At 61.3% G+C, this 26,000-nt stretch carries 21 protein-coding genes, 1 tRNA gene and 1 pseudogene; 17 read left to right on the plus strand and 6 right to left on the minus strand.

The features are described from left to right. Positions 1-52: 52 nt before the first annotated feature. Both folK and folB read right to left on the minus strand, forming a co-directional pair. Positions 53-571, minus strand: a complete 519-nt coding sequence (folK, locus tag J3P85_RS26950; RefSeq protein ID WP_186729599.1) for a 2-amino-4-hydroxy-6-hydroxymethyldihydropteridine diphosphokinase — start codon at positions 569-571, stop codon at positions 53-55. Next, entirely contained in the window at positions 562-915 is a 354-nt protein-coding gene (folB, locus tag J3P85_RS26955; protein WP_018607238.1) for a dihydroneopterin aldolase, read from the minus strand. Before folB ends, folK begins: the two co-directional genes overlap by 10 nt. A gap of 74 nt (positions 916-989) precedes the next feature. On the opposite strand from folB, the gene plsY reads away from it, so the two are divergent. Beyond that, positions 990-1,559, plus strand: coding sequence for a glycerol-3-phosphate 1-O-acyltransferase PlsY (plsY, locus tag J3P85_RS26960; RefSeq protein ID WP_003206189.1), 570 nt, complete (start codon positions 990-992; stop codon positions 1,557-1,559). 8 nt (positions 1,560-1,567) lie between these two features. On the opposite strand, the gene tsaD is transcribed toward plsY, so the two are convergent. Then, positions 1,568-2,593, minus strand: a complete 1,026-nt coding sequence (gene tsaD / locus J3P85_RS26965) for a tRNA (adenosine(37)-N6)-threonylcarbamoyltransferase complex transferase subunit TsaD (RefSeq protein WP_434704111.1) — start codon at positions 2,591-2,593, stop codon at positions 1,568-1,570. Between the two features lie 199 nt (positions 2,594-2,792). On the opposite strand from tsaD, the gene rpsU reads away from it, so the two are divergent. The 5 genes from rpsU to J3P85_RS26990 all read left to right on the plus strand — a co-directional run bounded on the left by rpsU (position 2,793) and on the right by J3P85_RS26990 (position 11,323). After that, the gene (gene rpsU, locus J3P85_RS26970; RefSeq protein ID WP_002551877.1) at positions 2,793-3,008 is read left to right on the plus strand and encodes a 30S ribosomal protein S21; all 216 of its coding nucleotides are present in this window, start codon (positions 2,793-2,795) and stop codon (positions 3,006-3,008) included. A gap of 478 nt (positions 3,009-3,486) precedes the next feature. Beyond that, positions 3,487-5,445: a DNA primase gene (dnaG, locus tag J3P85_RS26975; protein WP_024616738.1), complete on the plus strand. Its 1,959-nt coding sequence runs from the start codon at positions 3,487-3,489 to the stop codon at positions 5,443-5,445. Between the two features lie 67 nt (positions 5,446-5,512). Further along, entirely contained in the window at positions 5,513-7,360 is a 1,848-nt protein-coding gene (gene rpoD / locus J3P85_RS26980; protein ID WP_186706958.1) for an RNA polymerase sigma factor RpoD, read from the plus strand. A gap of 127 nt (positions 7,361-7,487) precedes the next feature. Next, entirely contained in the window at positions 7,488-11,231 is a 3,744-nt protein-coding gene (locus J3P85_RS26985) for a bifunctional diguanylate cyclase/phosphodiesterase (RefSeq protein ID WP_434704112.1), read from the plus strand. 15 nt (positions 11,232-11,246) lie between these two features. Then, positions 11,247-11,323, plus strand: a tRNA-Ile gene (locus J3P85_RS26990). Positions 11,324-11,455: 132 nt separating this feature from the next. Here J3P85_RS26990 and J3P85_RS26995 read toward each other — a convergent pair. Both J3P85_RS26995 and J3P85_RS27000 read right to left on the minus strand, forming a co-directional pair. Next, positions 11,456-11,704: pseudogene (locus J3P85_RS26995) on the minus strand (HipA N-terminal domain-containing protein); the annotation flags it as partial. After that, positions 11,704-11,955: a helix-turn-helix transcriptional regulator gene (locus J3P85_RS27000; RefSeq protein ID WP_434704113.1), complete on the minus strand. Its 252-nt coding sequence runs from the start codon at positions 11,953-11,955 to the stop codon at positions 11,704-11,706. The gene J3P85_RS27000 and the pseudogene J3P85_RS26995, both read right to left, overlap by 1 nt. 287 nt (positions 11,956-12,242) lie before the next feature. Here J3P85_RS27000 and J3P85_RS27005 point away from each other — a divergent pair, with 287 nt between their 5' ends. From J3P85_RS27005 to J3P85_RS27055, 11 genes are all read left to right on the plus strand, one after another. Beyond that, positions 12,243-14,531 carry a hypothetical protein gene (locus J3P85_RS27005; RefSeq protein ID WP_434704114.1) on the plus strand — a complete coding sequence of 763 codons (2,289 nt, stop codon included), beginning with the start codon at positions 12,243-12,245 and terminating at the stop codon, positions 14,529-14,531. A 34-nt stretch (positions 14,532-14,565) separates the two neighbouring features. Next, positions 14,566-15,027: an Lrp/AsnC family transcriptional regulator gene (locus J3P85_RS27010; RefSeq protein ID WP_053125954.1), complete on the plus strand. Its 462-nt coding sequence runs from the start codon at positions 14,566-14,568 to the stop codon at positions 15,025-15,027. A 275-nt stretch (positions 15,028-15,302) separates the two neighbouring features. Continuing rightward, positions 15,303-16,985 carry a flavin monoamine oxidase family protein gene (locus J3P85_RS27015; RefSeq protein ID WP_186706951.1) on the plus strand — a complete coding sequence of 561 codons (1,683 nt, stop codon included), beginning with the start codon at positions 15,303-15,305 and terminating at the stop codon, positions 16,983-16,985. 12 nt (positions 16,986-16,997) lie between these two features. Continuing rightward, a complete protein-coding gene (locus J3P85_RS27020; protein ID WP_434704116.1) occupies positions 16,998-17,792 on the plus strand; it encodes a carbon-nitrogen hydrolase family protein in 795 nt (264 codons plus the stop codon). Positions 17,793-17,854: 62 nt separating this feature from the next. Next, positions 17,855-20,287 carry a pyrroloquinoline quinone biosynthesis protein PqqF gene (gene pqqF, locus J3P85_RS27025; RefSeq protein WP_434704117.1) on the plus strand — a complete coding sequence of 811 codons (2,433 nt, stop codon included), beginning with the start codon at positions 17,855-17,857 and terminating at the stop codon, positions 20,285-20,287. A 171-nt stretch (positions 20,288-20,458) separates the two neighbouring features. Then, positions 20,459-20,533, plus strand: coding sequence for a pyrroloquinoline quinone precursor peptide PqqA (gene pqqA / locus J3P85_RS27030; protein ID WP_003177660.1), 75 nt, complete (start codon positions 20,459-20,461; stop codon positions 20,531-20,533). Positions 20,534-20,613: 80 nt separating this feature from the next. Beyond that, on the plus strand, positions 20,614-21,525 hold the full coding sequence (gene pqqB, locus J3P85_RS27035) for a pyrroloquinoline quinone biosynthesis protein PqqB (protein WP_434704118.1): 912 nt from the start codon (positions 20,614-20,616) through the stop codon (positions 21,523-21,525). 210 nt (positions 21,526-21,735) lie between these two features. Then, a complete protein-coding gene (pqqC, locus tag J3P85_RS27040; protein ID WP_186729607.1) occupies positions 21,736-22,488 on the plus strand; it encodes a pyrroloquinoline-quinone synthase PqqC in 753 nt (250 codons plus the stop codon). Then, positions 22,485-22,760, plus strand: a complete 276-nt coding sequence (gene pqqD, locus J3P85_RS27045; RefSeq protein WP_434573939.1) for a pyrroloquinoline quinone biosynthesis peptide chaperone PqqD — start codon at positions 22,485-22,487, stop codon at positions 22,758-22,760. The genes pqqC and pqqD overlap by 4 nt, the downstream gene beginning before the upstream one ends. Beyond that, positions 22,753-23,883 (plus strand): pyrroloquinoline quinone biosynthesis protein PqqE, encoded by a 1,131-nt coding sequence (pqqE, locus tag J3P85_RS27050; protein ID WP_434704119.1) that lies wholly within the window; start codon positions 22,753-22,755, stop codon positions 23,881-23,883. The genes pqqD and pqqE overlap by 8 nt, the downstream gene beginning before the upstream one ends. After that, positions 23,849-25,678: a prolyl oligopeptidase family serine peptidase gene (locus tag J3P85_RS27055; protein WP_434704120.1), complete on the plus strand. Its 1,830-nt coding sequence runs from the start codon at positions 23,849-23,851 to the stop codon at positions 25,676-25,678. Before pqqE ends, J3P85_RS27055 begins: the two co-directional genes overlap by 35 nt. Before the next feature lie 129 nt (positions 25,679-25,807). Here the strand turns inward: J3P85_RS27055 and J3P85_RS27060 are convergent, their stop codons facing one another. Next, positions 25,808-25,966, minus strand: coding sequence for a YqaE/Pmp3 family membrane protein (locus J3P85_RS27060; RefSeq protein ID WP_003177654.1), 159 nt, complete (start codon positions 25,964-25,966; stop codon positions 25,808-25,810). Positions 25,967-26,000 lie beyond the last annotated feature (34 nt).

Below are 26,000 nucleotides of genomic sequence, written 5' to 3' on the forward strand. Positions count from 1 at the left end.
ACGCTGAAATCCTAATGTGGGAGCGAGCTTGCTCGCGATGACGGCAGCCGCCTCACAACAGATTCGACGGCGTAAGCGGCTGGCCTCGCCACTCGAAAGCCACCGGTGCCAGCACCTGGTCGATCTGCGCTTCTTCCCACAGCGTGGCGAAGCTCTTGCCCACGCCCGGATGAATCCGATCCGGCGCCATCAACGACAAAGGCCACAGGACGAAGGCATTCTTGAGAATTTCCGCGCGCGGCAGGATCAGCCCATCGAAGTTGCCGACCTGTTCGCCATACAACAACACGTCGATATCCAGTGGCAATCCCTTGCGGTCCGGCGCATAGCGACCGTTATCCGCCTCGATGAACTTGAGGCGACGGTCCAATTCCATCAGCGGCAGATCCGTGAAGGCCGAGACGACAAAATTGAAGAACGGCCCGCTCTTGATCCCCACCGGCTGGCTCTCGAACACGGCTGAACAGCGCATGTCCACGAGGAATCCAGCCAAGGCCTCAAGACCGGCGCACAAATGGGTTTCGCGCTCGATATTGCTGCCGAGCCCGAGAAAAACCTGAGTCAGCGACATCCGCGCTCGATCTCCACGCCAACGCCGCTGGCCGCCGGTACGGCGCCAGGCTTGGTCACTTTCAGACGCAGCCAGGTGATCTTGAACTCATCCATCAGTGCCTGGGCCAGCCGTTCGGCAAAGGTCTCGACCAACTGGAACTGCGCTTGCTCGGCAAACGCCTGGATGCGCGAAGAAACGCTGGCGTAGTCGAGCGCCAGGGTCAGGTCGTCGCCTGCGGCGGCCGGGCGGTTGTCCCAGGCGAAACTCAGGTCAAGCCGCAGGCACTGTCGGATGCCTCGCTCCCAGTCGTAGGCACCGATTACCGTGTCGACTTCCAGGCCCTCGATAAACACTCTGTCCAAGCACTCTTCTCCGCAGCACGACAAGGGCGCGATGCCCCGTTAGAATCAGGGCGTCCTCGCCCGGAATAGTTAGCATGTTTTGGTTACTGGCGATTCTCGCCTACCTGCTCGGCTCGCTGTCCTTCGCCATTTTGCTCAGCCGCCTGACCGGTCGCCCGGATCCGCGAATGAGTGGCTCGGGCAATGCCGGCGCCACCAACATGCTGCGCCTGGCCGGACGCAAACTCGCCATCCTGACCCTGCTGGGCGACCTCTGCAAAGGCCTTGTCCCGGTGTTGATCGCCAGCCTTGCAGGGCTTTCGTTGCAGCAACAGGCCTGGATCGGCGTCTGCGCCGTCATCGGCCATCTATTCCCGCTGTACTTTCGCTTTCGTGGCGGCAAGGGTGTCGCCACCGCCGCCGGCATGCTGCTGGGCCTGTACCCGCCCGCCGCCCTGCTGGCTGTCTGCGCCTGGCTGCTGACGTTCTACCTGACCCGCACCAGCTCCCTGGCCGCGCTGATCGCCACACCGCTGACCCTGCCGTTGCTGGCCTGGCAGGAACCGGCGGCCTTGCTGCCAATGACCGCGCTGGTTGCCCTGATCGTCTGGCGTCACCGCGGCAATCTACGCGACCTGTTCGCCGGGCGCGAACGGCATTTTTAAATAACGTTTCACAAGGGCGCCAACTGCTCCATGGGCCAGCGCGCCTGCACGCTGATCGCCAGGCTTTCCTGCTGGCCGGCCTGCAAACGCTGGCAGCCGGCAAAGGCAATCATCGCGCCGTTATCTGTGCAGAACTCCGGCCGGGCGTAGTAAACGTCGCCCTTCATGTCGCCGAGCATTTTCTCCAGCGATGCCCGCAAGGCCTTGTTCGCACTCACGCCGCCGGCAATGACCAAGCGCTTGAGTCCGGCCTGCTTCAGGGCACGCTTGCACTTGATGGTCAAAGTCTCCACCACGGCCTGCTGGAACGCCAGCGAGATGTCGCAACGGGCTTGCTCACTGTCGTCCCCGGCGCTGACGCACTGCTGCCAAGTATTCAGGGCGAAGGTCTTCAGCCCACTGAAACTGAAATCCAGGCCGGGACGGTCGCACATCGGCCGCGGGAACACGAAACGCCCCTCGACCCCTTGCGTCGCCAGCCGGGAAATTTCCGGCCCGCCCGGATAATTGAGGCCCATCATTTTTGCGGTTTTGTCGAACGCTTCGCCGGCAGCATCGTCGAGGGTTTCGCCGAGCAGCTCGTATTGGCCGATTCCATCGACCCGGATGAGCTGCGTATGGCCACCCGAAACCAACAAAGCGACGAACGGGAATTCTGGTGGTTGCGACTCCAGCATCGGCGCCAGCAAATGGCCTTCCATGTGGTGCACGCCCAAGGCCGGAATACCCCAGGCGAAAGCCAGCGCCTGGGCACAGGAAGCGCCCACCAGCAACGCGCCCACCAGGCCCGGGCCGGCGGTGTAGGCGATGCCGTCGATCTCGGTCGGCACGCAGCCGGCCTCGGCCAGCACCTGGCGGATCAAGGGCAGCATGCGCTTGACGTGATCGCGAGAGGCAAGCTCGGGCACCACCCCGCCATAGGCGCGATGCAGGTCGATCTGGCTGAACAGCGCATCGGCCAGCAGGCCGCGCTCACTGTCGTAGAGTGCGACACCGGTTTCGTCGCAGGAGGTTTCTAATCCCAGTACTAGCATGGGTTTGCGCCTTGTAGAGGCTGAATTCGAAGGCGCGCATAATAGTCGCCGCTTTGTGCCCCGACCAGCGGTTTTCGATCAGAGGCTTTGCATTCCGAGCGTTGAGGGGTTAACATCCGCAACCCTTAAAAACCGACGTCTTCAAGTGCTCTTTTGCCGCGAGGATGTTGACCCCGGTAATGAATGAAGGTAGCTCTGGATGCCAGCCGTCAAAGTAAAAGAGAACGAACCCTTCGACGTAGCTCTGCGTCGTTTCAAGCGCTCCTGCGAAAAAGCCGGTGTTCTGGCTGAAGTTCGTAGCCGCGAATTCTACGAGAAGCCGACTTCTGAGCGTAAGCGCAAGGCAGCAGCCGCTGTTAAGCGTCACGCCAAGAAAGTTCAGCGCGAACAGCGCCGCGCCGTACGTCTGTACTAATACACAGACGTCCGTAGCAAGCTTCTGCCAAGCCCGGCCTTCAAGCCGGGCTTATGGCATTTGCGGAATAACGCTTGATGCTTCACCGTCGAAGCCGCAGACGCGACCAAGACAACCGCTTCACCGCGTCAGACCTGGCTCTTTTGCCAGCGGTGCACGTCTTTCCTGACGAGCCTTCCAAGGCTACCGACGAGCACACCCTGATTCCTCTAACGACGATCAGCCCAAGGCACCTGCCTGCGTGCCCGCTTCATGAGCTATCCGAGGCCCGACCGGCCGTTACCGGACTCAGCGCAACACATTCAAACAGTCGAATACTGATAGTTATTAACGTCAGTGGATTATCGGCAGATACACTTCCCGACAGCGATGATGCAGACGACCCGGTCGAAGCACCGATTCAGCGTGCCTCAAACCCAGACCCGGTTACGCCTGCCGATTTCGGGTCCTTATTTCGCGCAGTGATGATGAGAACGCCATGGCCGGGCTGATTCCCCAGAGCTTTATTGACGACCTCCTGAACCGCACCGACATCGTCGACGTGGTCAGCTCTCGCCTGCAAATGAAGAAAGCAGGCAAGAACTACACCGCCTGCTGCCCGTTTCACAAAGAGAAAACCCCCTCCTTCAGCGTCAGCCCCGACAAGCAATTCTACTATTGCTTCGGTTGCGGCGCTGGCGGCAACGCCCTCGGCTTCATCATGGACCACGACAACCTGGACTTTCCCCAGGCCGTCGAAGAACTGGCCAAAGCCGCGGGCATGGAAATTCCCCGGGAGGAAAGCGGTCGACAACACAAGCCGCGCCAACCGACCGATTCGCCGCTCTACCCGCTACTGACGGCGGCGGCCGATTTCTATCGCCAGGCTCTCAAAAGCCATCCTGCGCGCAAGGCCGCGGTGGATTATCTCAAGGGCCGCGGCCTGACTGGCGAAATCGCCCGGGACTTCGGCCTCGGCTTCGCCCCGCCCGGCTGGGACAACCTGTACAAGCATTTAAGCAGCGACACACTGCAGCAACGCGCCATGATCGACGCCGGCCTGCTGATCGAAAACGCCGAAACCGGCAAGCGCTACGACCGCTTCCGCGACCGGGTCATGTTTCCGATCCGCGACACACGCGGGCGGATCATCGCCTTTGGTGGCCGGGTGCTGGGCGACGACAAGCCGAAATACCTGAACTCTCCGGAAACCCCGGTATTCCATAAGGGCCAGGAACTCTACGGCCTGTACGAAGCGCGCAAGAACAACCGCAACCTCGACGAAATCATCGTCGTCGAAGGCTACATGGACGTGATCGCCCTGGCCCAGCAAGGCTTGCGCAACGCCGTCGCAACCCTGGGCACGGCCACCAGCGAAGAACACATGAAGCGCCTGTTTCGCGTCGTGCCCAACGTGCTGTTCTGCTTCGACGGCGACCAGGCCGGTCGCAACGCCGCCTGGCGCGCGCTGGAAGCCACCTTGCCGTGCCTGCAGGATGGGCGCCGGGCACGTTTCCTGTTCCTGCCCGAGGGCGAGGATCCGGACACCCTGGTGCGCTCCGAAGGCACCGACGCGTTCCGTGCGCGGATCAACCAACACGCACAACCGTTGGCCGACTATTTTTTCCAGCAGTTGACCGAAGAGGCCGATCCACGCTCCCTCGAAGGCAAGGCCCACATGGCTACCCTCGCGGCGCCACTGATCGACAAGGTGCCCGGCGCCAACCTGCGCACCCTCATGCGCCAGCGCCTGACCGAGATCACCGGCCTGAACAGCGAAGCAGTCAACCAACTGGTGCACAGCGCCCCCCAGGAGGCGCCGCCGGCGTATGACCCGGGCATCGATTACGACGCGATGCCCGACTTCGCCGACTATCATCAACCCCAGCAGGATTACGCGCCGCAACAGGAATGGACGCCGAAAAAACCCGGCAGTGGCGGCAAGAAATGGGACAAGAAACCCTGGGACAAGAACGGCAAGCGCGGCGATCGCGACCAACCACGTGCCCCGCGCGTGCCGGCCGCCGTCGAACCACCAACACTGGCCGCCCTGCGCACTTTGCTGCATCACCCGCAACTGGCGGAAAAAGTCGAGGACGCAGGGCACTTCGCCGCCGAGGACCACAGCAATACACAATTGCTGGTGGCACTCCTTGAAGCCGTGCAGAAGAACCCCAAGCTAAACTCTTTCCAGTTGATCGCACGGTGGCACGGTACCGAGCAGGGACGCCTCCTGAAGGCCCTGGCCGAGAAGGAATGGCTGATTGAGGGAGACAACCTTGAACAACAGTTTTTCGACACCATTACTAGCTTGTCCGCCCGCCAACGCGAGCGAAACCTGGAACAACTTCTGCGAAAAGCTCGCCAGAGCGAGTTGACCAGCGAAGAGAAAAACCAATTGCGCGACTTACTCAGCCGCAATGTTTGCGCATCAAACCCGACCTCAACTGGCGCGTGAGGTCACAGCTCAGGTATAATCCTCGGCTTGTTTTTTGCCCGCCAAGACCTTCAGTGGATAGGGTGTTATGTCCGGAAAAGCGCAACAGCAGTCTCGTATCAAAGAGTTGATCCTATTGGGTCGTGAGCAGGGCTACCTGACTTACGCGGAGGTCAACGACCACCTGCCGGAGGATATTTCAGATCCGGAACAGGTGGAAGACATCATCCGCATGATCAACGACATGGGGATCAACGTATTCGAGGTTGCTCCAGATAAGGATGCCCTTATGCTGGCCGACGCCGATACCGACGAGGCGGCCGCTGAAGAAGCGGCCGCAGCGTTGGCAGCGGTCGAGACCGACATTGGTCGCACCACGGACCCCGTGCGCATGTACATGCGTGAAATGGGTACGGTAGAGCTCCTCACACGCGAAGGCGAAATCGAAATCGCCAAGCGTATTGAAGAAGGCATCCGCGAAGTGATGGGCGCAATCGCGCACTTCCCTGGCACGGTTGACCATATTCTCTCCGAGTACACCCGCGTCACCACCGAAGGTGGCCGCCTGTCTGACGTCCTGAGCGGCTATATCGATCCGGACGACGGCATTGCGCCGCCTGCCGCCGAAGTGCCGCCGCCGATCGACGCGAAAGCCGTCAAGGCCGACGACGACACCGATGACGACGACGCCGAAGCCAGCGACGACGAGGAAGAGGCCGAAAGCGGTCCGGATCCGGTCATCGCCGCACAGCGTTTCGGCGCCGTGGCCGACCAGATGGAAATCACCCGCAAGGCGCTGAAGAAGCATGGCCGCAACAACAAGCAGGCGATTGCCGAGCTGTTGGCACTGGCCGAGCTGTTCATGCCGATCAAGCTGGTACCGAAGCAATTCGAAGGCCTGGTCGAGCGTGTTCGCAGTGCCCTGGATCGCCTTCGTCAGCAAGAGCGCGCGATCATGCAGCTCTGCGTGCGTGACGCCCGCATGCCACGCGCCGATTTCCTGCGCCAGTTCCCTGGCCACGAAGTCGACGAAAGCTGGACCGATGCATTGGCCAAGGGCAAGAGCAAATACGCTGAAGCCATTGCCCGCCTGCAGCCGGACATCGTTCGTTGCCAGCAGAAGCTGAGTGCGCTGGAGGCCGAGACCGGCCTGAGCATCGCCGAGATCAAGGACATCAACCGTCGCATGTCGATCGGCGAGGCCAAGGCCCGTCGCGCGAAGAAAGAGATGGTCGAAGCGAACTTGCGCCTGGTGATCTCCATCGCCAAGAAGTACACCAACCGCGGCCTGCAATTCCTCGACCTGATCCAGGAAGGCAACATCGGCCTGATGAAGGCGGTGGACAAGTTCGAATACCGTCGCGGCTACAAGTTCTCGACTTATGCCACCTGGTGGATCCGTCAGGCGATCACTCGCTCGATCGCCGACCAGGCCCGCACCATCCGTATCCCGGTGCACATGATCGAGACGATCAACAAGCTCAACCGCATTTCCCGGCAGATGTTGCAGGAAATGGGTCGCGAACCGACGCCGGAAGAGCTGGGCGAACGCATGGAAATGCCTGAGGACAAGATCCGCAAGGTATTGAAGATCGCCAAAGAGCCGATCTCCATGGAAACCCCGATCGGCGATGACGAAGACTCCCATCTGGGTGACTTCATCGAAGACTCCACCATGCAGTCTCCGATTGATGTCGCCACGGTCGAGAGTCTCAAGGAAGCGACTCGCGAAGTGCTCTCCGGCCTCACTGCCCGTGAAGCCAAGGTACTGCGCATGCGCTTCGGCATCGACATGAATACCGACCACACCCTTGAGGAAGTCGGTAAGCAGTTCGATGTGACCCGTGAGCGGATTCGCCAGATCGAAGCCAAGGCGTTGCGCAAACTGCGCCACCCGACGCGAAGCGAGCATCTGCGCTCCTTCCTCGACGAGTGACCTTCAAAACCCCCGGCCCAGCCGGGGGTTTTGTCATGCACAGATAAAATCCCCTTCGTTACGCTCCTCACCACCCTGTGGCCCGTCTACACTCGACTCATCCTCACCAAGCCATGACGAGACAGTGATGCCCAGACTGACGGCCGCGCTTTTGCTGTCATTGATGACCTGGACCGCAACAGCTGGCGCGTTGACGCTCACCGACGAGGAGCTCCGCTGGCTCAAGGACCACCCCGACCTGCGCCTGGGTGTCGACGCCTCCTGGCCGCCGTTTGAGTTCCGCGACGATCAAGGCCGTTACCAGGGCCTGGCCGCCGATTACATCGAGATCATCCGTGAACGATTGGCGGTCAAGGTCACCCCAATCGAGCCGGTCAGCTGGACGGCCGTGCTGGAACAGGTCGCACAAGGCAAGATCGATCTTTTGCCAGGCATCATGTCCACCCCGGAGCGCCAGAATTACCTGGCATTTACCCGCCCCTACCTGGACTTCCCCATTGTCATCCTGGCTCATCACGGTGGCGCCCGGCCTCACAACCTCAAGGAACTGTACGGGCTGAAGATCGCCGTGGTGGAGAACTATGCCCCCCATGAATTGCTACGCAACCATCATCCCGACCTGAACCTGGTGGCACTGCCCAACGTCAGCTCAGCCCTGCAAGCACTGGCGACCGACGAAGTGGATGCGGTAGTGGGCGATCTGGCTTCCAGTGTCTGGAGCCTGCGCCAACTCAAGCTCGAAGGCCTTTATGTCAGCGGGGAAACGCCCTATCGCTACCAGCTAGCAATGGCCGTCCCTCAAGACAACAAGATATTGGTCAGTATCCTGGATAAGGTCATCGCGGACATGAGCCCGGCCGAGGTCGCCGAGATCCAGCAGAAATGGGTCGGCAATGTGCATGACTACCGTCAGCTCTGGTCGGACTTGCTGCTATACGGCCTGCCGGCGCTGCTGCTCCTGGTCGGCATATTGGCGGTGGTGATTCGCATCAACCGCCGGCTCAGTTCGGAGATCGCCCGACGGGTCGAGCTTGAGCAGGAGCTGCGCAGCAGCGAATACCATTACCGTGGGTTGGTGGAGAGCCTGTCGGCCATTGCCTGGGAGGCAAGGGTCAGCGATTTCACCTACAGTTACGTATCGCCCCACGCCGAAGACCTGTTGGGCTATCCCCTTTCCCATTGGCTGGTCCCAGGTTTCTGGCGCAACATCATTCATCCGGCCGACCTGATCCGTGCCCAGAGCTACTGTGATCATGAAGTGTTGGCCGGGCGCGACCACTGCATCGATTACCGGGTGATCACCGCCGATGGCCGCTGTCTGTGGGTACGCGATATTGTCAGCCTGATCGAACACGGGCACGAACCGCTGATGCGCGGGCTGATGATCGATATCAGTGAAGCCAAGCGTACCGAGGAAGCCCTGCGTCTTTCAGAGCAGAAGTTTGCCTCGGTGTTCCGCCAGTGCCCGGATATCCTGGTGATTGCGCGGCTGTTTGACGGTTGCCTGCTGGAGGTCAACAAGGCCTTCGAAGAGCAGATCGGCTTGAGTGCCGCGGACGTGATAGGGCGTAGCGCAACCGCACTGGATATCTGGGGCATCCAGGGTGTGGGGCCGGGCCTGTTGCAGCGCTTGCAGGCCGGCAGCATTCGCAACCTGGAAATGCCCTTTCGCCGCAGCAATGGCCAGGTGTTCACCGGGCTGATCTCCGCCGAGCCCTTCGACCTCGACACGACACCTGCCCTGGTCGTGGTGGTGCGGGACATCAGCCAGCTCAAGGAAACCCAGCAACAACTGCAGACATCCGAAGAGAAGTTCGCCAAGGCCTTCCACGCCTCGCCCGATGGATTGCTGCTGTCCCGGCAAAGCGATGGCTTGCTGATTGAAGTCAACGAAGGATTCAGCCGCATTACCGGCTTCAACAGCGCCCTGTCGGTGGATCGTTCTACCCTGGACCTGGGCATCTGGGTCAATCTCAACGAGCGCAAACAGATGCTCGACCTGCTGAAACGGGACGGCTTCGTCAGGGATTTCAGCTGCCATATCCGTCGCAACGACGGGCAGATACGGCTCTGCGAAGTGTCCAGCCGCCCGCTGCCCATCGGCAACGAAGATTGCATGCTGACCATCGCGCGGGACATTACCGAACGCCACCTGATGCAGGAAAAACTGCAACAGGCCGCCACGGTGTTCGAAAGCACTGCCGAAGGCGTGCTGATCACCGATACCCAACAACACATCAGCGCCGTGAACCGAGCCTTCACCGAAATCACCGGCTACAGCGAAACCGAAGCGCTGGGCCATACCCCCCGACTGTTGGCTTCCGGCCTGCATGACAGCGCGTTTTACGCGGCGATGTGGCACCAGTTGACAGCGGAGGGACACTGGCAGGGAGAGATCTCCAACCGACGCAAGAACGGCGAGCTGTACCCCAGTTGGCTGACCATCAGCGCGGTACGCAATCGGGACCGACAGATCACCCATTTCGTCGCCGTCTTCGCCGATATCTCCAGCCTCAAACACGCCCAGGCCCGGCTCGATTACCAGGCTCACCACGACCCGCTGACGGGCCTGCCCAATCGCACACTGTTCGAAAGCCGCTTGTTGGCGGCCCTCAACAGCCAGCAGGAAAACGGTGGCCAGGGTGCCGTGCTGTTCCTGGACCTGGACCGCTTCAAGCACATCAATGACAGCCTCGGACACCCGGTCGGCGACCTGCTGCTCAAGGGCATCGCCGTGCGCTTGCGCGAGCAGTTGCGTGACATCGACACCGTGGCGCGCCTGGGCGGCGATGAGTTCATTATCCTGCTGCCGGGCCTGCAGCAGCCCAGCGATGCCGAGCACATCGCCCAAAAACTGTTGAACTGCTTTACCGCACCGTTCCAGGCCGGCGAACACGAGTTCTTCATCAGCGCCAGCATCGGCACCAGCCTCTACCCGCAGGATGGCTGCGACGTCGCCACGCTGGTCAAGAATGCCGACGCGGCGATGTACCGCTCCAAGGCCAAGGGGCGCAACCGGGTGGAGAAATACACCCGCGACCTCACCGCCCAGGCCAGCGAGCGCGTGGCCTTGGAACACGAGCTGCGCCGGGCGATTGAACGCAACGAGCTGTCACTGTCCTTCCAACCGAAAATCAGCCTCGTCGATAATCGACTGGTAGGCGCCGAGGCGCTGATTCGCTGGTATCACCCGACATTTGGCGACGTCCCGCCCGAGCACTTCATCCCGTTGGCGGAAGAAAACGGCATGATCCTGCAAATTGGCGATTGGGTGCTGGAACGTGCCTGTCGGCAACTGTGCGAATGGAACAGCACCTACGAAAGCCTCGGCCCACTGTCGGTCAACCTGGCCGGCGCCCAACTGCGTCAACCCAACTTGCTGGGGCGTATCGAACAACTGCTGCGCGAACACCAACTCAAGCCCGACTTATTGCAACTGGAAATTACCGAAAACTTCATCATGAGCCAGGCCGAAGAGGCCCTGACGGTGCTGCACCAGCTGAAAAAACTCGGCGTGCAACTGGCCATCGACGATTTCGGCACGGGCTATTCCTCCCTGAGTTATCTCAAGCGCCTGCCGCTGGACATCCTCAAGATCGACCAGTCCTTCGTCCGCGGCCTGCCCGATGACCCCCACGATGTAGCCATCGTGCGGGCAATCATCGCCTTGGGCCGCAGCATGCAGTTCACCATCATCGCCGAAGGTGTCGAAACCCTGGCCCAGCAGCAATTCCTGACCGAAGAGGGTTGCGAACAGATCCAGGGCTACATCGTCAGCCTGCCCCTGTGCGCCGAGGAGTTCGCCGCAACGTTTCTATGTGTGTCCGTATCGGATTTTTCGGATAGCACAGCCGAGAAACCGTCGCTATAATCCGCGGCCTACTGAGGGCCCATAGCTCAGTTGGTTAGAGCAGAGGACTCATAATCCTTTGGTCCACGGTTCGAGTCCGTGTGGGCCCACCAAATTGAAAGCCGCGCATTGCGCGGCTTTTGAGTTTTCAGAAAGTGATCACGCCCTATCCGAAGGTTTTCAGAAACGGCTCAGCACATTGCCTGATTGCCGCAACCACATTCGGTGCCCGCTCACACAGTTCAGTCGACGTTCGCCACTTTGGCCAAGCGGTTACGTAACTGCTCCAAGACGTAACCTTCCGGCAGATTCATCTGGAAGATCGGATGCAGTTCTCGATGACGATATTCATCCAGGCGCACAGGCATCAATAAACTGATCGCTGCCTGCGCATTAGCCTCTTCGTGATAACGAAACAGGTAGTCTCCACCACTGCCCCGAATCATTTTCCCGCTGTCGCCTTCAGGCGTCGTAACCTGTAGTAAGGTCGTCATCAGTCGAACACTCCCTGGATTTCGTCAAGCGTGGGCATTGCAGCCGGCACCACGACGAACTCACAATCCAGAGCTCCCAGGATTCGCGCGTAGGCGAGCATGCCCACCGACAGGTCACCCTTTTCAATGGCGATGACCTTCTGCCGGGTGATACCCGCCAAAGTAGCGAGATCGGCTTGGGTCAGACCGCGATTCAGGCGGCGCTGCCGGACCTGTTGGCCAAGACGCGTTGTGATAAGGGCATAGTCCATGTTCTGTATACGCAACAAACAAAGTAAGATGTAACGTATACATAACTTATGAAAAAATCAAAACCGCTGTGTCACACAGGAGAGCAGTTCTCCCGTTAACCTTTTTCACACCATTGCAATAAAAATCTCCCTCCCTCACCGAGACGCCCATCATCGCCAGCCCCAGCCTCCCCCGCCTGTTTCTTGAACTGTTCTGGCAACTCGGCATCCTGCTGGTGCCGGCCTTTTTCGTCACAATACTGCCGCCCCCATTGGCCTTGCTGGCGGTAGTCTGCCTCGGATTGCTGATGGGCCTTGCCGCTCGCCTGGGCTTTTTGGCGATGGGCCGGGGCATTGCCCGATTGACGGTCGGTGCGGTGTTTGGCCTTGGTTTCAGCCTGGGTCGGGCGTTGCCTGAGTGGTGGGGCATTTTGGTGGCGATCGTCGGCATCATCGTCGGGCTCGCCTGCGTCAGTAGCTGGGAGCGGCGCCTTGGGTTGGCACCCGTTTCCAGCAAAGGGCCGAGTGCCTGGGGTGGAAATGAGCCATTGCTGACCCCTGAAGGCGAGCCTATCCGGGTCTTCAACCACGGCGAAATCGCCATGGGCGGCCCGACCTATTGCGACTATCTGTTCCCCGATGGCGCCCTCCTTCTCGGTTTGGGTTCCTCGGCCCTGTTCTCCCGCGACGGGCGCTACTTCGCCGCGACAATACCGTCCCGGCAGAACTGGGGCCTGCTGATCCTCGACCGCCAGCAGCGTCAGGTGTATCGCTGCGCCGACAGCGAACTCTGGGAGCTGGACGCTTTTGACCTCGGCGTTTTGAGCGGGCGTCATAGCCCACTGGTGAACGACAGCGTTCGCGAAGTTCGGTTGCCTGAGCTATTCCAGACGGCCAGTGTTACTCACCTGCTACCCTTCGCTGACCTGTGGCTGGAATCCGATTGGCGTCCCGAACAGGTTCAACAGACCTTTGAACGGCGCTCCCCTGATGGTCAGCATTGCCTGCGGGGCGACATCGCCTTGCCCGCGACCTTTCGCAACCTGGCCCAGCCGCTGGAACCGCTGGTTTCCCCGCGCTATACCATCAGCATCAACGGGCAACCGTCCGGCCTGCAGATGGCGGCCGATGCGCCGTTGATCTGGAGCAGCGATCATCGCGCCCTGGTGTGCCTGGCTCAGGCGCAGGATCCTCAAGCAGATGGCGACCAGTATTGGTTGTGGCAGCTCGACAACGGCTGGCGGGCCTTGCCATCGCCCTGGGTGAGGCGGGAAGCGGAACCATCCTTCTACTGGCATGAATTGCTGGGCCTCGACAGCAACCACGTATTTATCGGCTCGTACCTCGATTATGGGCGACCGGGCTCCGGCCGGTATGGCTATCGCCTGGACAGCATCCACGGCGATACCGAGACCCAGGCCGGTCACGACGCCCAAGGTCGCGTGCAGGTTGGCGAATTTACGCTGACCCGCATGACCATCGCGATGCCGTTGGACAGCCAAGGCCAGCGCGGCGATTCATTCATTGAAACGCAACCGATGCAGGACGGAGTACGCGCGCGATTGACCTGGCTTGTCGATAATTCCGACGGGCTGGGAGGCTATCGCTGCCAGATCGGTGACTGGCACTTGCCGGGAAGTTGGTTGCTGGATCACCGCGTCTCTGACTGCGGACGTTACCTGGCACTGCTGCCCTTCGAACAGTCAACGACCGTAACCACCCATGGGGTGGTTGCCGACGTGAAGGATCGACGCCTGCTGGTGGGGCCGCCGATGTGGGTGGCGCGCATCCTCGATTTTCGTGATGGCCGGCTGAGCCTGGCGGTGGTTGCCGGTCGTCTTGACCAGGATCTGGACAGCAGCGCACTGCAACGCTTCAACATTCCTGCGCCGCCGATTGGCGGTGATCCTGCATTCTTTCATCCCGATGAACGTTCCCGGCTGTTCTACAACACCGTGGAGCTGCAGGTGACGGGCTCACAATTGCACAGCATCGCCCCTTGGCGCCTGGTGGATCGCCCGCAAGTGGCCAACGCCGACGGCGACTTCATCCTGCCCGCGCCTGACCACCGGGATGCCGCCTGGTTGTTTGGCAGCGAAACGGAATATGCCGACAGTTGGGTGCGTGCCCAGACGCCCCGGCTCGGAGGCCATCTGCTGACAGCCTCAGGCTGCGCGTTGGTCGACTTGGCGCCCTCGATGATCTGGTCGACGGATGCCCGTTACCTCGCCCTGACTTGCATGGCGACCGATGCGGCAGAACTGTGTGGCAGCTACCGGGGCTGGCAATTATTGCTTCTGGACGTCCAGCAGCACACGTTGCGGGTGCACCCACAATGGCTGGGCAACCGGCCGCTGTTTGAACGCTTCGACGAGCAACTGCATGTACGTTGCTTTGAGCGCGATTGGGCAGCCGAAGACGATGATGACGCTGGTTCAGTGCAGGCGTTCTCCCTGGATGCTCTGTTGCAGTTGCCCGCTGAACAGTTGGTTTGCCAGGACGGTTTCTGGCTCAGGACGTCACAGACGCACCTGGCCGCCGCCTGGCGCGCACTGGCATTGCCTGCCATTGGCTACTTCGCCCATGAGAGCCTGTAACATGCCGCCATCGATGCCTGCGCCGGAGCCCACCTTGACTGACACCCGCCCCCCCGTCCTCGACGAAATCGACCGGCAACTGATCGCGGCGCTGCAAATCAACGCCCGGGAAAGCGTCGCGATGCTGGCTCGGCAACTGGGCATCGCCCGCACGACCGTGACGTCGCGGCTGGCGCGCCTGGAAAAGACCAAGGTGATTACCGGCTATGGCGTGCGCCTGGGCCAACGGGTGATTGACGGAGGCTTGCAGGCTTACGTCGGCATCAAGGTCCAACCGCGCTCCGGCAAGGACGTGCTGCGACGCCTGAGCGCCATGGCCCAGGTCCAGCAGTTGTGCGCGGTCAGCGGTGAGTTCGATTACGTCGCCTGGCTGCGCACGGAATCGCCGGAGCAACTGGATCAGTTGCTGGACCAGATCGGCAGCGTGGACGGTGTCGAGAAAACCACCACCTCGATCATCCTCAGCAGCAAGATCGACCGGGGCCAGCCCGTCTAGTCCTGCGCCACTTAACCTGTGGGAGCGAGCTTGCTCGCGATAGCGGTCTGTCAGCCCAAGAACATGTGACTGAACCGACGCTATCGCGAGCAAGCTCGCTCCCGCAGGGGACTGGTTTCGTCATTACGATTGAGCAATTGGTCAAAATGACTGAAACATATTCAAAACGACGACATATTGTGTCTTATTAACGTGTTCCACCCTCCCTAGAATGGCTGGCATCTTTCCTATACTCAGACGCGAACACTGCGTCGAGTCGCCCATCAAGGTCAGCCATGAACAAGAACAATCGCCACCCAGCAGACGGCAAGAAGCCCATCACCATTTTCGGGCCGGACTTTCCTTTCGCCTTTGACGACTGGATCGAACATCCGGCTGGCCTGGGCAGCATTCCCGCGCACAACCAGGGTACGGAAGTGGCGATCGTCGGTGCCGGGATCGCCGGTCTGGTGGCGGCGTACGAGCTGATGAAGCTGGGACTCAAGCCCGTGGTCTACGAGGCGTCGAAGATGGGTGGGCGCCTGCGCTCACAGGCGTTCAACGGCGCTGAAGGGGTGATCGCCGAGCTGGGCGGCATGCGTTTTCCGGTGTCGTCCACCGCGTTCTACCACTACGTGGACAAACTGGGGCTGGAGACCAAACCGTTTCCCAACCCGCTGACCCCGGCGTCCGGCAGCACGGTTATCGACCTGGAAGGCCAGACGTATTACGCCCAGAAACTGGCGGACCTTCCCGCCCTGTTCCAGGAAGTCGCCGACGCCTGGGCCGATGCACTGGAGGATGGCTCGCGCTTCGGCGACATCCAGCAGGCGATCCGCGACCGCGACGTGCCACGCCTCAAGGAGCTGTGGAACACCTTGGTGCCCCTCTGGGACGACCGCACCTTCTACGACTTCGTCGCCACCTCCAAGGCGTTCGCCAAGCTCTCGTTCCAGCACCGCGAAGTGTTCGGCCAGGTCGGTTTCGGCACGGGCGGCTGGGATTCGGATTTCCCCAATTCGATGCTGGAAATCTTCCGCGTCGTAATGACCAACTGCGACGACCACCAGCATCTGGTGGTCGGTGGCGTCGAACAGGTGCCCCACGGCATCTGGAACCACGTACCGGAACGCTGTGCGCACTGGCCCGAAGGAACCAGCCTGAATTCGCTGCACCTGGGCGCCCCCCGCAGCGGCGTGAAGCGCATTGCCCGTGCGGCCGATGGCCGCTTCAGCGTGACGGACGTCTGGGAAAATACCCGCGAGTACGCCGCCGTGCTGGTCACCTGCCAGAGCTGGCTGCTGACCACCCAGATCGAATGTGAAGAAGCGCTGTTCTCGCAAAAGATGTGGATGGCCCTGGACCGTACCCGCTACATGCAATCGTCCAAGACATTCGTGATGGTCGACCGGCCGTTCTGGAAGGACAAGGACCCGGAAACCGGCCGCGACCTGATGAGCATGACCCTGACCGACCGCCTGACCCGTGGCACCTATCTGTTCGACAACGGCGACGACAAGCCCGGCGTGATTTGCCTGTCGTACTCCTGGATGAGCGACGCGCTGAAAATGCTCCCGCATCCGGTGGAAAAACGCGTGAAGCTGGCCCTCGATGCCCTGAAGAAGATCTACCCCAAGGTGGACATCGCCGCACGCATCATTGGCGATCCGATCACCGTGTCCTGGGAAGCGGATCCGCATTTCCTCGGCGCTTTCAAGGGCGCCCTGCCCGGCCACTATCGCTACAACCAGCGCATGTACGCGCATTTCATGCAGGACGACATGCCGGCCGAACAACGCGGGATCTTTATCGCCGGCGATGACGTCTCATGGACACCTGCCTGGGTCGAAGGCGCAGTACAGACCTCACTCAATGCCGTGTGGGGAATCATGAAGCACTTCGGCGGAGAAACTCACGCCGAGAACCCGGGTCCAGGTGATGTGTTCCATGAGATCGGTCCGATCGCCCTGCCCGAATAAAAGGAGTTTTTGATGCGTGTAGCCCTCTACCAATGCCCACCGCTGCCACTGGATCCAGCCGGCAACCTGCAACGCCTGCACCAGGTAGCGCTGGAGGCCAGGGGCGCCGATGTGCTGGTGCTGCCGGAGATGTTCATCACCGGCTACAACATCGGCGTCGACGCGGTGAATGTATTGGCCGAGGTCTACAACGGCGAGTGGGCGCAACAGATCGGCCGCATTGCCAAGGCGGCCGGCCTGGCGATTGTCTATGGCTACCCCGAACGCAGCGAAGACGGGCAGATCTACAACGCCGTGCAGTTGATCGACGCCCAGGGCGAGCGCCTGGCCAACTACCGCAAGAGCCACTTGTTCGGTGACCTCGATCACGCCATGTTCAGCGCCGGCGACTCAGCGCTGCCTATCGTCGAACTCAACGGCTGGAAGCTCGGCCTGCTGATCTGCTACGACCTGGAGTTCCCGGAGAACGCCCGCCGCCTGGCCCTGGCAGGCGCCGAGCTGATCCTGGTGCCGACCGCCAATATGCAACCCTACGAGTTCATCGCCGACATCACCGTCCGTGCCCGCGCCATCGAAAACCAGTGTTTCGTGGCCTACGCCAACTACTGCGGCCACGAAGGTGAACTGCTGTATTGCGGCCAAAGCAGCATCGCCGCACCGAATGGCAGCCGACCGGCGCTTGCGGGGTTGGACGAGGCCTTGATCGTCGCAGAACTGGATCGACAACTGATGGACGATTCCCGAGCGGCCTACAACTACCTGCATGATCGCCGCCCCGAGCTTTACGAAGACCTGCACAAACACTGATTGAGGATTGAGAACGCGGCCTAATCCGCTAGCATGAGCGCATCTTTGTTCTGGAAGCGCTCATGCCGGCCCCCGACTCCCTCCGCCCCCACACTGAAACCCTGGCCAACGGCTTGCGGGTGACATTGCGTCACGTCCCAGGCCTCAAGCGCAGCGCTGCAGTACTGCGAGTCGCGGCTGGCAGCCATGACGCGCCCCTGGCCTGGCCGGGATTGGCGCACTTGCTCGAGCATCTGTTCTTCCTCGGCACCGAGCGTTTTCCCGCGGGGGATAACTTGATGGCCTACGTGCAGCGCCATGGCGGCCAGGTCAATGCGCGCACCAGCGAACGCACCACGGATTTCTTCTTCGAATTGCCACCCGCCACCTTCGCCGACGGATTGGAACGGCTGGGGGACATGCTCGCTCACCCACGCCTGGATGAGGCCGATCAGTTGCGTGAACGGGAAGTGCTACACGCCGAGTTCATCGCCTGGTCCCGGGATGCTGCAGCCCAGCGACAGCTTGCCTTGCATGACGGCCTGTCGGCGACCCATCCGCTGCGGGGTTTTCATGCGGGTAATCGCGACAGTCTCGCGGTGGAGCACGCCGAATTCCAAAGCGCATTGCATGACTTCTACCGCAGCTTCTACCAGAGCGGCCAGATGAGCCTGAGCCTGGCCGGCCCGCAAAGCATCGACGCCTTGAAAGCGTTGGCGCAACAGTTCGGCAGCCATGTACCGACTGGTGAAACGGTCGCCAGATTTTCTCCGCCTCATCTGATGGCGTCGTCCCAGGCAAGTTATCAACAGGTCCGCGAAGGCTGTCTCGACCTGCTGTTCGCCTTTGAAGATTTGCCCAGCGCCTCGCCCCAAGCCTTGGACTTTCTGTGTACGTGGCTGAACTCCAGCAAACCGGGCGGCCTGCTCGCCCTGTTGCGTCAACGCCATCTGGCTGACAGCCTCAAGGCCACCGCGCTGTATGAATTTGCCGGACAGGCGCTGCTGCACATCGAATTCACGCACGCCAACGCCCAGACAGCGGCCCAGATCAAGCCGTTGCTGCACGACTGGCTGGGATTTTTTGCCGCCCAGGACGACTGGGCACCGTTGCGCCAGGAGTTCACCGCGCTGTTGCAGCGTCGGCAGGAAACAGGGTCGGCCTTGCAGTTGGCCCGCTGGGATTGTGAAGGTCGTGACGGGCCGCTGTGGGCAAACGACCTCGTGAGGCTCAGGGAAATCCTCAAGCAACTGCACCCTGTCGATAACGTCACGGGACAATGGCAACTGCCCGCGTCCAACCCGTTCCTGCAAACGCCCAGCGAAGCGCCTCGCGCCGGTCTGATACGCGGACAGACCAGTGCCCACCGTGGCTTGCGTACCTTCGCCCAGGACCGCTCCCGAGGCCGGCGGGAACGCTCGCCCATGCAGTTCAGCCAGGCGCTGCCCGACAACGGTCGTGAAGGCGCGGTGTACCTGCGCTGGCAACTGACGACTCAAGTACCGCTGGATCTTCAACGTCGGCTCGAACGGCATCTGGAGGAGGTGCGTGAGGATGCGCGCCAGGCCGGTGTGGACGTCAGTTTCGAACCGTCCGCTCACCAATGGCTGCTGAAACTGGTCGGCTTGCAGGCCCCGATGCCGCTGGTGCTCGAACACGTCCTGGCGAAGCTTTCACAGCCGCTGCCCATGGCTCAGGCCGCCCACGAACCCACACCGATACCCATTCGACACCTGCTCAAAGCGCTGCCGAATCATTGCTGGCAATCGCCAGCGTTGCCAATGCCCGACAGCGACCAAAGCGTGTGGACAACGGCCCACTGGGATGGACTGTCCATCGGTCTGTCGACCGCCACTCAAGGGGCACTGGGCCCAGCGTTGGCCCGTGTGCCGGGAATCGCCAGCGAGGACATCAGTTTGGTGATGGCGCCGCGCGGGCAACGCATTTGGCACAGGCTTCAGACCCACGGTGAGGAAACGGCCGTGTTGCTGTTTTGCCCGACGGCCACCCTGGCGCTGGCTGACGAAGCCGCCTGGCGGTTGCTGGCGCAGCTGTGCCAGACACCGTTCTATCAGCGCCTGCGGGTGGAGCTGCAGTTGGGTTATGCCGTGTTCAGCGGCTTGAAGCAGGTCAATGGGCAAACCGGGTTGCTGTTCGGCGTCCAGTCGCCCAGCGTCTCGTCGGCGCAACTGATCGCCCACATCGAGACATTCCTGGCCGGGTTACCAGCGCTGATCCAGCAGCTCGATGATGCGTCCCTGACCGACCAGCAACAGGCGCTCGCCGCTCAACTCCAAATGGATGCCCTGCCCCGCGCCCAGGCCGCCGAACTGCTCTGGCAGGGCAAGTTGGCTGGCCGCCCGTCGGATTATCTTGAACGACTGGCCGATGCCATCCTGCAACTGGATCGCCCACAACTACGAGCCGCCGCCCAGGGTTTGATCGACGCTGCCGGGGGTTGGTATGGCTTGAGCAATGGCGCCTGCCCGACAGAGCGTTGGCAAGCGGCGCAATGATCATTGCAGCCGCTGTAATGAGCTTTCTTCGAGAATCGCGGAGAACGAATTTGTCAGATTTAGTAACATAGCCGCCTAAGCATCTGAACATCTCCTTTCGGAGGTGGACTATATGTATAGGTCTCAACCGACCCATCCGAACCACAGCATCCCAACCAAAGGAGTATTCCCATGTCCTGGTCCAAACCCGCATATATCGACCTGCGTATCGGTTTCGAAGTCACCATGTACTTCGCCAGCCGCTGATTGCTGCAGGCGCTCAAGCACGCAGCACTACGCCTCGGCCAGCCGAGGCGTTTTTATTTCGGTTTGCAGATGGAGCAGCCATGTTCGTCCAGATTCTAGGTTCCGCCGCCGGTGGCGGTTTCCCCCAATGGAACTGCAACTGCGCCAATTGCGCAGGTTTTCGCAACGGCAGCTTGCGGGCCCAGGCGCGCACCCAGTCGTCCATCGCCCTGTCCGATGACGGGGTGAACTGGGTGCTGTGCAACGCCTCTCCGGACATTCGCGCCCAGCTCCAGGGCTTTGCCCCAATGCAGCCGGGCCGGGCCCTGCGCGACACCGGCATTGGCGCGATCATCCTGATGGACAGCCAGATCGATCACACCACCGGCCTGCTCAGCCTGCGCGAAGGCTGCCCACATCAAGTCTGGTGCACCGATATGGTCCATGAAGACCTGAGCACCGGCTTTCCGCTGTTCAACATGCTGACCCATTGGAACGGCGGGTTGAGCTGGAATCGCATCGAACTCGACCAGAGCTTCACCATCGCCGCCTGTCCTAACCTGCGCTTCACCCCACTGCCTCTGCGCAGCGCAGCGCCGCCCTATTCGCCTCATCGCTTCGACCCGCACCCGGGCGACAACATCGGACTGATCGTCGAAGACCTGCGCACAGGCGGCAAGCTGTTCTATGCCCCGGGGCTGGGCAAGGTCGACGAGTCGCTGTTGCAAATCATGGCCGGCAGCGACTGCCTGCTGATGGACGGCACGATGTGGGACGACGATGAAATGCAACGCCGTGGCGTCGGTACCCGCACCGGCCGGGAAATGGGCCACCTGGCTCAAAACGGCCCCGGCGGCATGCTGGAAGTGCTGGAGCGACTGCCCGAGCAGCGCAAGGTCCTTATCCATATCAACAACACCAACCCGATCCTGGACGAAGACTCGCCCGAGCGGGCCGAGCTTGTACGTCGAAAGATTGAAGTGGCTTACGACGGAATGAGTATTGAGTTGTAGGAAATGCAGGACCAATGTGGGGGTGAGCTCGCGGTGATCAGTCAGATTGATGCTGGCTGAACAGGCCTCATCGCGAGCAAGCTCGCTCCCACAATGGTTCGAGTCGTACTGGATATCTGCTGCACAGCAAAATCAATGTGGGAGCGAGCTTGCTCGCGATGAGGCCAGCCCTGACGCCACAGAACCCACGGGCATTTCCCGGAGACCGAAATGACTGACACCCCCCTGTCCCCCGCCGAGTTCGAAGCCGCCCTGCGTGCCAAAGGCGCGTATTACCACATCCATCACCCCTATCACGTGGCGATGTATGAAGGCCGTGCCACTCGCGAGCAGATCCAGGGCTGGGTCGCGAACCGCTTCTACTACCAAGTGAATATCCCGCTCAAGGACGCCGCGATCCTGGCCAACTGCCCGGACCGGGAGATCCGCCGCGAGTGGATCCAGCGCCTGCTCGACCATGACGGCGCGCCCGGCGAAGACGGCGGCATTGAAGCCTGGCTGCGGCTGGGCCAGGCGGTGGGCCTGGACCCCGATCAACTGCGCTCCCAGGAATTGGTGCTGCCGGGCGTGCGCTTCGCGGTGGACGCCTACGTCAACTTCGCCCGCCGGGCCAGTTGGCAGGAAGCCGCCAGCAGTTCGTTGACCGAACTGTTCGCCCCGCAGATCCACCAGTCGCGCCTGGACAGCTGGCCGCAGCATTACCCGTGGATCGACCCGACCGGCTACGAATATTTCCGCACTCGCCTGGGCCAGGCCCGGCGTGATGTGGAGCATGGCCTGGCGATCACCTTGCAGCACTACACCACCCGCGCAGGGCAGGAACGCATGCTGGAAATTCTCCAGTTCAAACTGGACATCCTCTGGAGCATGCTCGACGCCATGACCATGGCCTACGAACTAAATCGCCCGCCCTATCACACCGTGACCGACCAACGGGTCTGGCACAAGGGAATTACCTTATGAGCTTCGACCGCAGCCAAACCCCGCGCTGGCGCCCCGGCTATCGCTTCCAGTACGAACCTGCCCAGAAAGGCCACGTGCTGCTCTATCCTGAAGGCATGATCAAGCTGAACGACAGCGCTGCGCTGATCGGCGGCCTGATCGATGGTGAACGGGACGTCGCGGCGATCATCGCTGAGCTGGATAAACAATTTCCCGGTGTGCCAGAGCTCGGTGACGACATCGAGCAATTCATGGAGGTCGCCCGTGCAGAGCACTGGATCACCCTTGCCTGAGAAGCCCGCCGTCGGCCTGCCGCTGTGGCTGCTGGCCGAGCTGACCTATCGCTGCCCGCTGCAATGCCCATACTGCTCCAACCCGCTGGACTTCGCCGAGCAAGGCAAGGAACTGAGCACCGAGCAGTGGTTCAAGGTGTTTCGCGAAGCCCGGGAGATGGGCGCCGCGCAGTTGGGTTTTTCCGGTGGCGAGCCGTTGGTGCGCCAGGACCTGGCCGAGTTGATCGGTGAGGCGCGCAGGCTGGGCTTCTATACCAACCTGATCACCTCCGGCATCGGTTTGACCGAGCAGAAAATCAGCGACTTCAAGAAGGCCGGCCTGGACCATATCCAAATCAGTTTCCAGGCCAGCGACGAACAGGTGAACAACCTCCTGGCCGGTTCGAAGAAAGCCTTCGCGCAAAAATTGGAAATGGCCCGGGCGGTGAAAGCCCACGGCTATCCGATGGTGCTGAACTTCGTGACCCATCGGCACAACATCGACAAGATCGACCGCATCATCGAGCTGTGCATCGCTCTGGAAGCCGACTTCGTCGAGCTCGCCACCTGCCAGTTCTACGGCTGGGCGCAGCTCAACCGCGTCGGCCTGCTGCCCACCCGGGAGCAACTGGTGCGCGCCGAGCGCATCACCAATGAATACCGCGCCAAGCTGGAAGTCGAAGGCAACCCGTGCAAGCTTATTTTTGTCACACCGGACTACTATGAGGAACGCCCCAAGGGTTGCATGAACGGCTGGGGCAGCATTTTCCTGACCGTCACACCGGACGGTACGGCATTGCCGTGTCACGGCGCCCGACAGCTGCCGGTGCAATTTCCCAACGTGCGCGACCACAGCATGCAGCACATCTGGTACGACTCGTTCGGCTTCAACCGCTTCCGCGGTTATGACTGGATGCCCGAACCGTGTCGCTCCTGCGATGAAAAGGAAAAGGATTTCGGCGGCTGTCGCTGCCAGGCATTCATGCTCACGGGCGATGCCAGCAACGCCGACCCGGTGTGCAGCAAGTCCGAACATCACGGGGTGATCCTTAAAGCGCGTGAAGACGCCGAGCACGCCACACAAACCATTGAACAGTTGGCCTTTCGCAATGAACGAAACTCGCGCCTCATCGCTAAAGGCTGAGCCTTTCAGCGCCACCCAGGCCGTAGCCGCCGGCACCGACTTCGCCGAACTGCAAGTCGGGCCCTTGGGCTTGTTCTGGAATGAATACCGCCCCGCGGACGGCGCCTGCCGGATCTGGCATTGGCAAGACGCCGAGGCCCGCTGCCTGACGCCGGACGGATTCAGCGCCCGCAGTCGGGTCTATGAATACGGCGGCGGGTCGTTCTGCCTGAGCCATGATGGCGTGCTGTTCGTCAACGAGGCCGACCAACAGCTGTACCATCAATCGCTGAGTGACGAACAGCCCGTGGCGCTGACCTTCGGTGAGTGCCGCTATGGAGACCTTGGCTTTGCCGACGGCCAGGTGTTGGCGGTGGAAGAACAAGCCAACCAGCATCGCCTGGTGTCGATCGGATTGGCGGATCATCAACGGCATCTGTTGGCCGAAGGCGCCGATTTCTACGCTTCGCCAACCCTGAGCCCGGACGGCCAGCGACTCGCCTGGATTGAATGGAGCCGTCCGCATCAGCCCTGGACAGCGACGCGGTTGATGCTGGCCGAGCGCACTGCTTCGGGCTGGGGTGAGCCGCGCTGTGTGGCCGGCAACGGTCAGGAAGAATCCATCCAGCAACCGCGCTTCGACGCGGCCAGTCGCCTTTATTGCCTGACTGATCGCGGCGGTTACTGGCAGCCCTGGATGGAGTCGGCCCAAGGCTTGGAACCGCTGCCCGCCGCCGCAGCCGATCATGCCCCAGCGCCGTGGCAACTGGGTGGCTGTACCTGGCTGCCGCTGGACGAACACACCTACCTGGCGAGTTGGACCGAAGCAGGTTTCGGACGCCTGGGCCTGTGTCGCCGTGACGATGCCAACGAGGACTTCACCGGCACCTACAGCCGCTTTCGCAGCCTGGCGCTGAATGAGCGGTTCATCTACGCCATTGCCGCCTCGCCGACTCATCCATCGGCAGTCATTGCCATCGAGCGGCAGCGTCATGAAGTGGTGGTGCTGGCCGGCGGCGTCACGCCATTGCCCATCGAACAGATCAGTCGTCCGCGAACCCTGCGCTATCCATCCGGGTCAGGTGAAGCCCACGGTTTTTTTTACCCGGCCATGAATGCGCAAGCGAAGCCGCCCTTGGTGGTATTCATTCACGGCGGTCCTACCTCGGCCTGTTATCCCCTGTTCGATCCGCGTATCCAGTATTGGACCCAGCGCGGCTTTGCCGTTGCCGATCTCAATTACCGCGGCAGCAGCGGTTATGGCCGGGCCTATCGGCAGGCGCTGCATTTGAATTGGGGCGTGGTGGATGTCGAGGACGCCTGCGCGGTGGTCGCCTATCTGGATGAACAAGGCCTGATTGACAGCCGTCACGCGTTCATTCGCGGTGGCAGTGCCGGTGGCTACACGACCCTCTGCGCCTTGGCGTTCAAGGATGTATTCCGTGCCGGCGCCAGCCTCTATGGCGTGAGCGATCCTGTCGCCCTCGGCCGGGCCACGCACAAGTTCGAAGGTGATTACCTGGACTGGCTGATCGGCGACCCGCAACAGGACGTCGAACGCTATCGCGCCCGCACTCCGCTGTTGCACGCCGGGAACATCCGCGTGCCGGTGATCTTTTTCCAGGGTGAGTTGGACGCCGTGGTGGTACCGCAGCAAACCCGCGACATGGTCAGCGCTTTACAGGCCAACGGTGTGGCGGTCGAGGCCCACTACTATCCGGATGAGCGCCACGGTTTTCGCAAGGCGGCGAACCAGGCGCATGCCCTGGAGCATGAGTGGTTGTTCTATCGCAAGGTGATGGATAGCGACCTATAGGCAGTGGGAACACCACTTGTGGCGAGGGAGCTTGCTCCCGCTCGATTGCGCAGCAATCGCAAAAGCTTGGGGCCGCTGCGCGACCCAGCGGGAGCAAGCTCCCTCGCCACAGATCCAACAACAGAAACTTCAGCGCTTGGCGATGATGTACACCGCGTGCACGATGCCAGGAATGTAACCCAGCAGCGTCAGCAGGATATTCAGCCAGAACGCCCCGCCAAAACCGACTTGCAGGAACACCCCCAGTGGCGGCAGCAGGATGGCGATGATGATGCGAATGAAATCCATGGATGACTCCCTGATCGACGATGGCCAAATTGCC

Source organism: Pseudomonas sp. Z1-12 (assembly GCF_051132015.1).
GTDB classification, from domain to species: domain Bacteria; phylum Pseudomonadota; class Gammaproteobacteria; order Pseudomonadales; family Pseudomonadaceae; genus Aquipseudomonas; species Aquipseudomonas zanjanensis.

What these genes read in the sequence shown, in the direction of transcription:
- pqqF (WP_434704117.1), top strand. Translation starts at nt 17,855, where the DNA reads ATGCCGGCCCCCGACTCCCTCCGCCCCCACACTGAAACCCTGGCCAAC.
- dnaG (WP_024616738.1), top strand. Translation starts at nt 3,487, where the DNA reads ATGGCCGGGCTGATTCCCCAGAGCTTTATTGACGACCTCCTGAACCGC.
- J3P85_RS27000 (WP_434704113.1), bottom strand. Translation starts at nt 11,955, where the DNA reads ATGGACTATGCCCTTATCACAACGCGTCTTGGCCAACAGGTCCGGCAG.
- J3P85_RS27055 (WP_434704120.1), top strand. Translation starts at nt 23,849, where the DNA reads ATGAACGAAACTCGCGCCTCATCGCTAAAGGCTGAGCCTTTCAGCGCC.
- J3P85_RS27020 (WP_434704116.1), top strand. Translation starts at nt 16,998, where the DNA reads ATGCGTGTAGCCCTCTACCAATGCCCACCGCTGCCACTGGATCCAGCC.
- tsaD (WP_434704111.1), bottom strand. Translation starts at nt 2,593, where the DNA reads ATGCTAGTACTGGGATTAGAAACCTCCTGCGACGAAACCGGTGTCGCA.
- J3P85_RS27060 (WP_003177654.1), bottom strand. Translation starts at nt 25,966, where the DNA reads ATGGATTTCATTCGCATCATCATCGCCATCCTGCTGCCGCCACTGGGG.
- plsY (WP_003206189.1), top strand. Translation starts at nt 990, where the DNA reads ATGTTTTGGTTACTGGCGATTCTCGCCTACCTGCTCGGCTCGCTGTCC.
- J3P85_RS27005 (WP_434704114.1), top strand. Translation starts at nt 12,243, where the DNA reads ATGGGCCTTGCCGCTCGCCTGGGCTTTTTGGCGATGGGCCGGGGCATT.
- rpoD (WP_186706958.1), top strand. Translation starts at nt 5,513, where the DNA reads ATGTCCGGAAAAGCGCAACAGCAGTCTCGTATCAAAGAGTTGATCCTA.
- pqqC (WP_186729607.1), top strand. Translation starts at nt 21,736, where the DNA reads ATGACTGACACCCCCCTGTCCCCCGCCGAGTTCGAAGCCGCCCTGCGT.
- pqqB (WP_434704118.1), top strand. Translation starts at nt 20,614, where the DNA reads ATGTTCGTCCAGATTCTAGGTTCCGCCGCCGGTGGCGGTTTCCCCCAA.
- rpsU (WP_002551877.1), top strand. Translation starts at nt 2,793, where the DNA reads ATGCCAGCCGTCAAAGTAAAAGAGAACGAACCCTTCGACGTAGCTCTG.
- folK (WP_186729599.1), bottom strand. Translation starts at nt 571, where the DNA reads ATGTCGCTGACTCAGGTTTTTCTCGGGCTCGGCAGCAATATCGAGCGC.
- J3P85_RS27015 (WP_186706951.1), top strand. Translation starts at nt 15,303, where the DNA reads ATGAACAAGAACAATCGCCACCCAGCAGACGGCAAGAAGCCCATCACC.
- J3P85_RS26985 (WP_434704112.1), top strand. Translation starts at nt 7,488, where the DNA reads ATGCCCAGACTGACGGCCGCGCTTTTGCTGTCATTGATGACCTGGACC.
- pqqD (WP_434573939.1), top strand. Translation starts at nt 22,485, where the DNA reads ATGAGCTTCGACCGCAGCCAAACCCCGCGCTGGCGCCCCGGCTATCGC.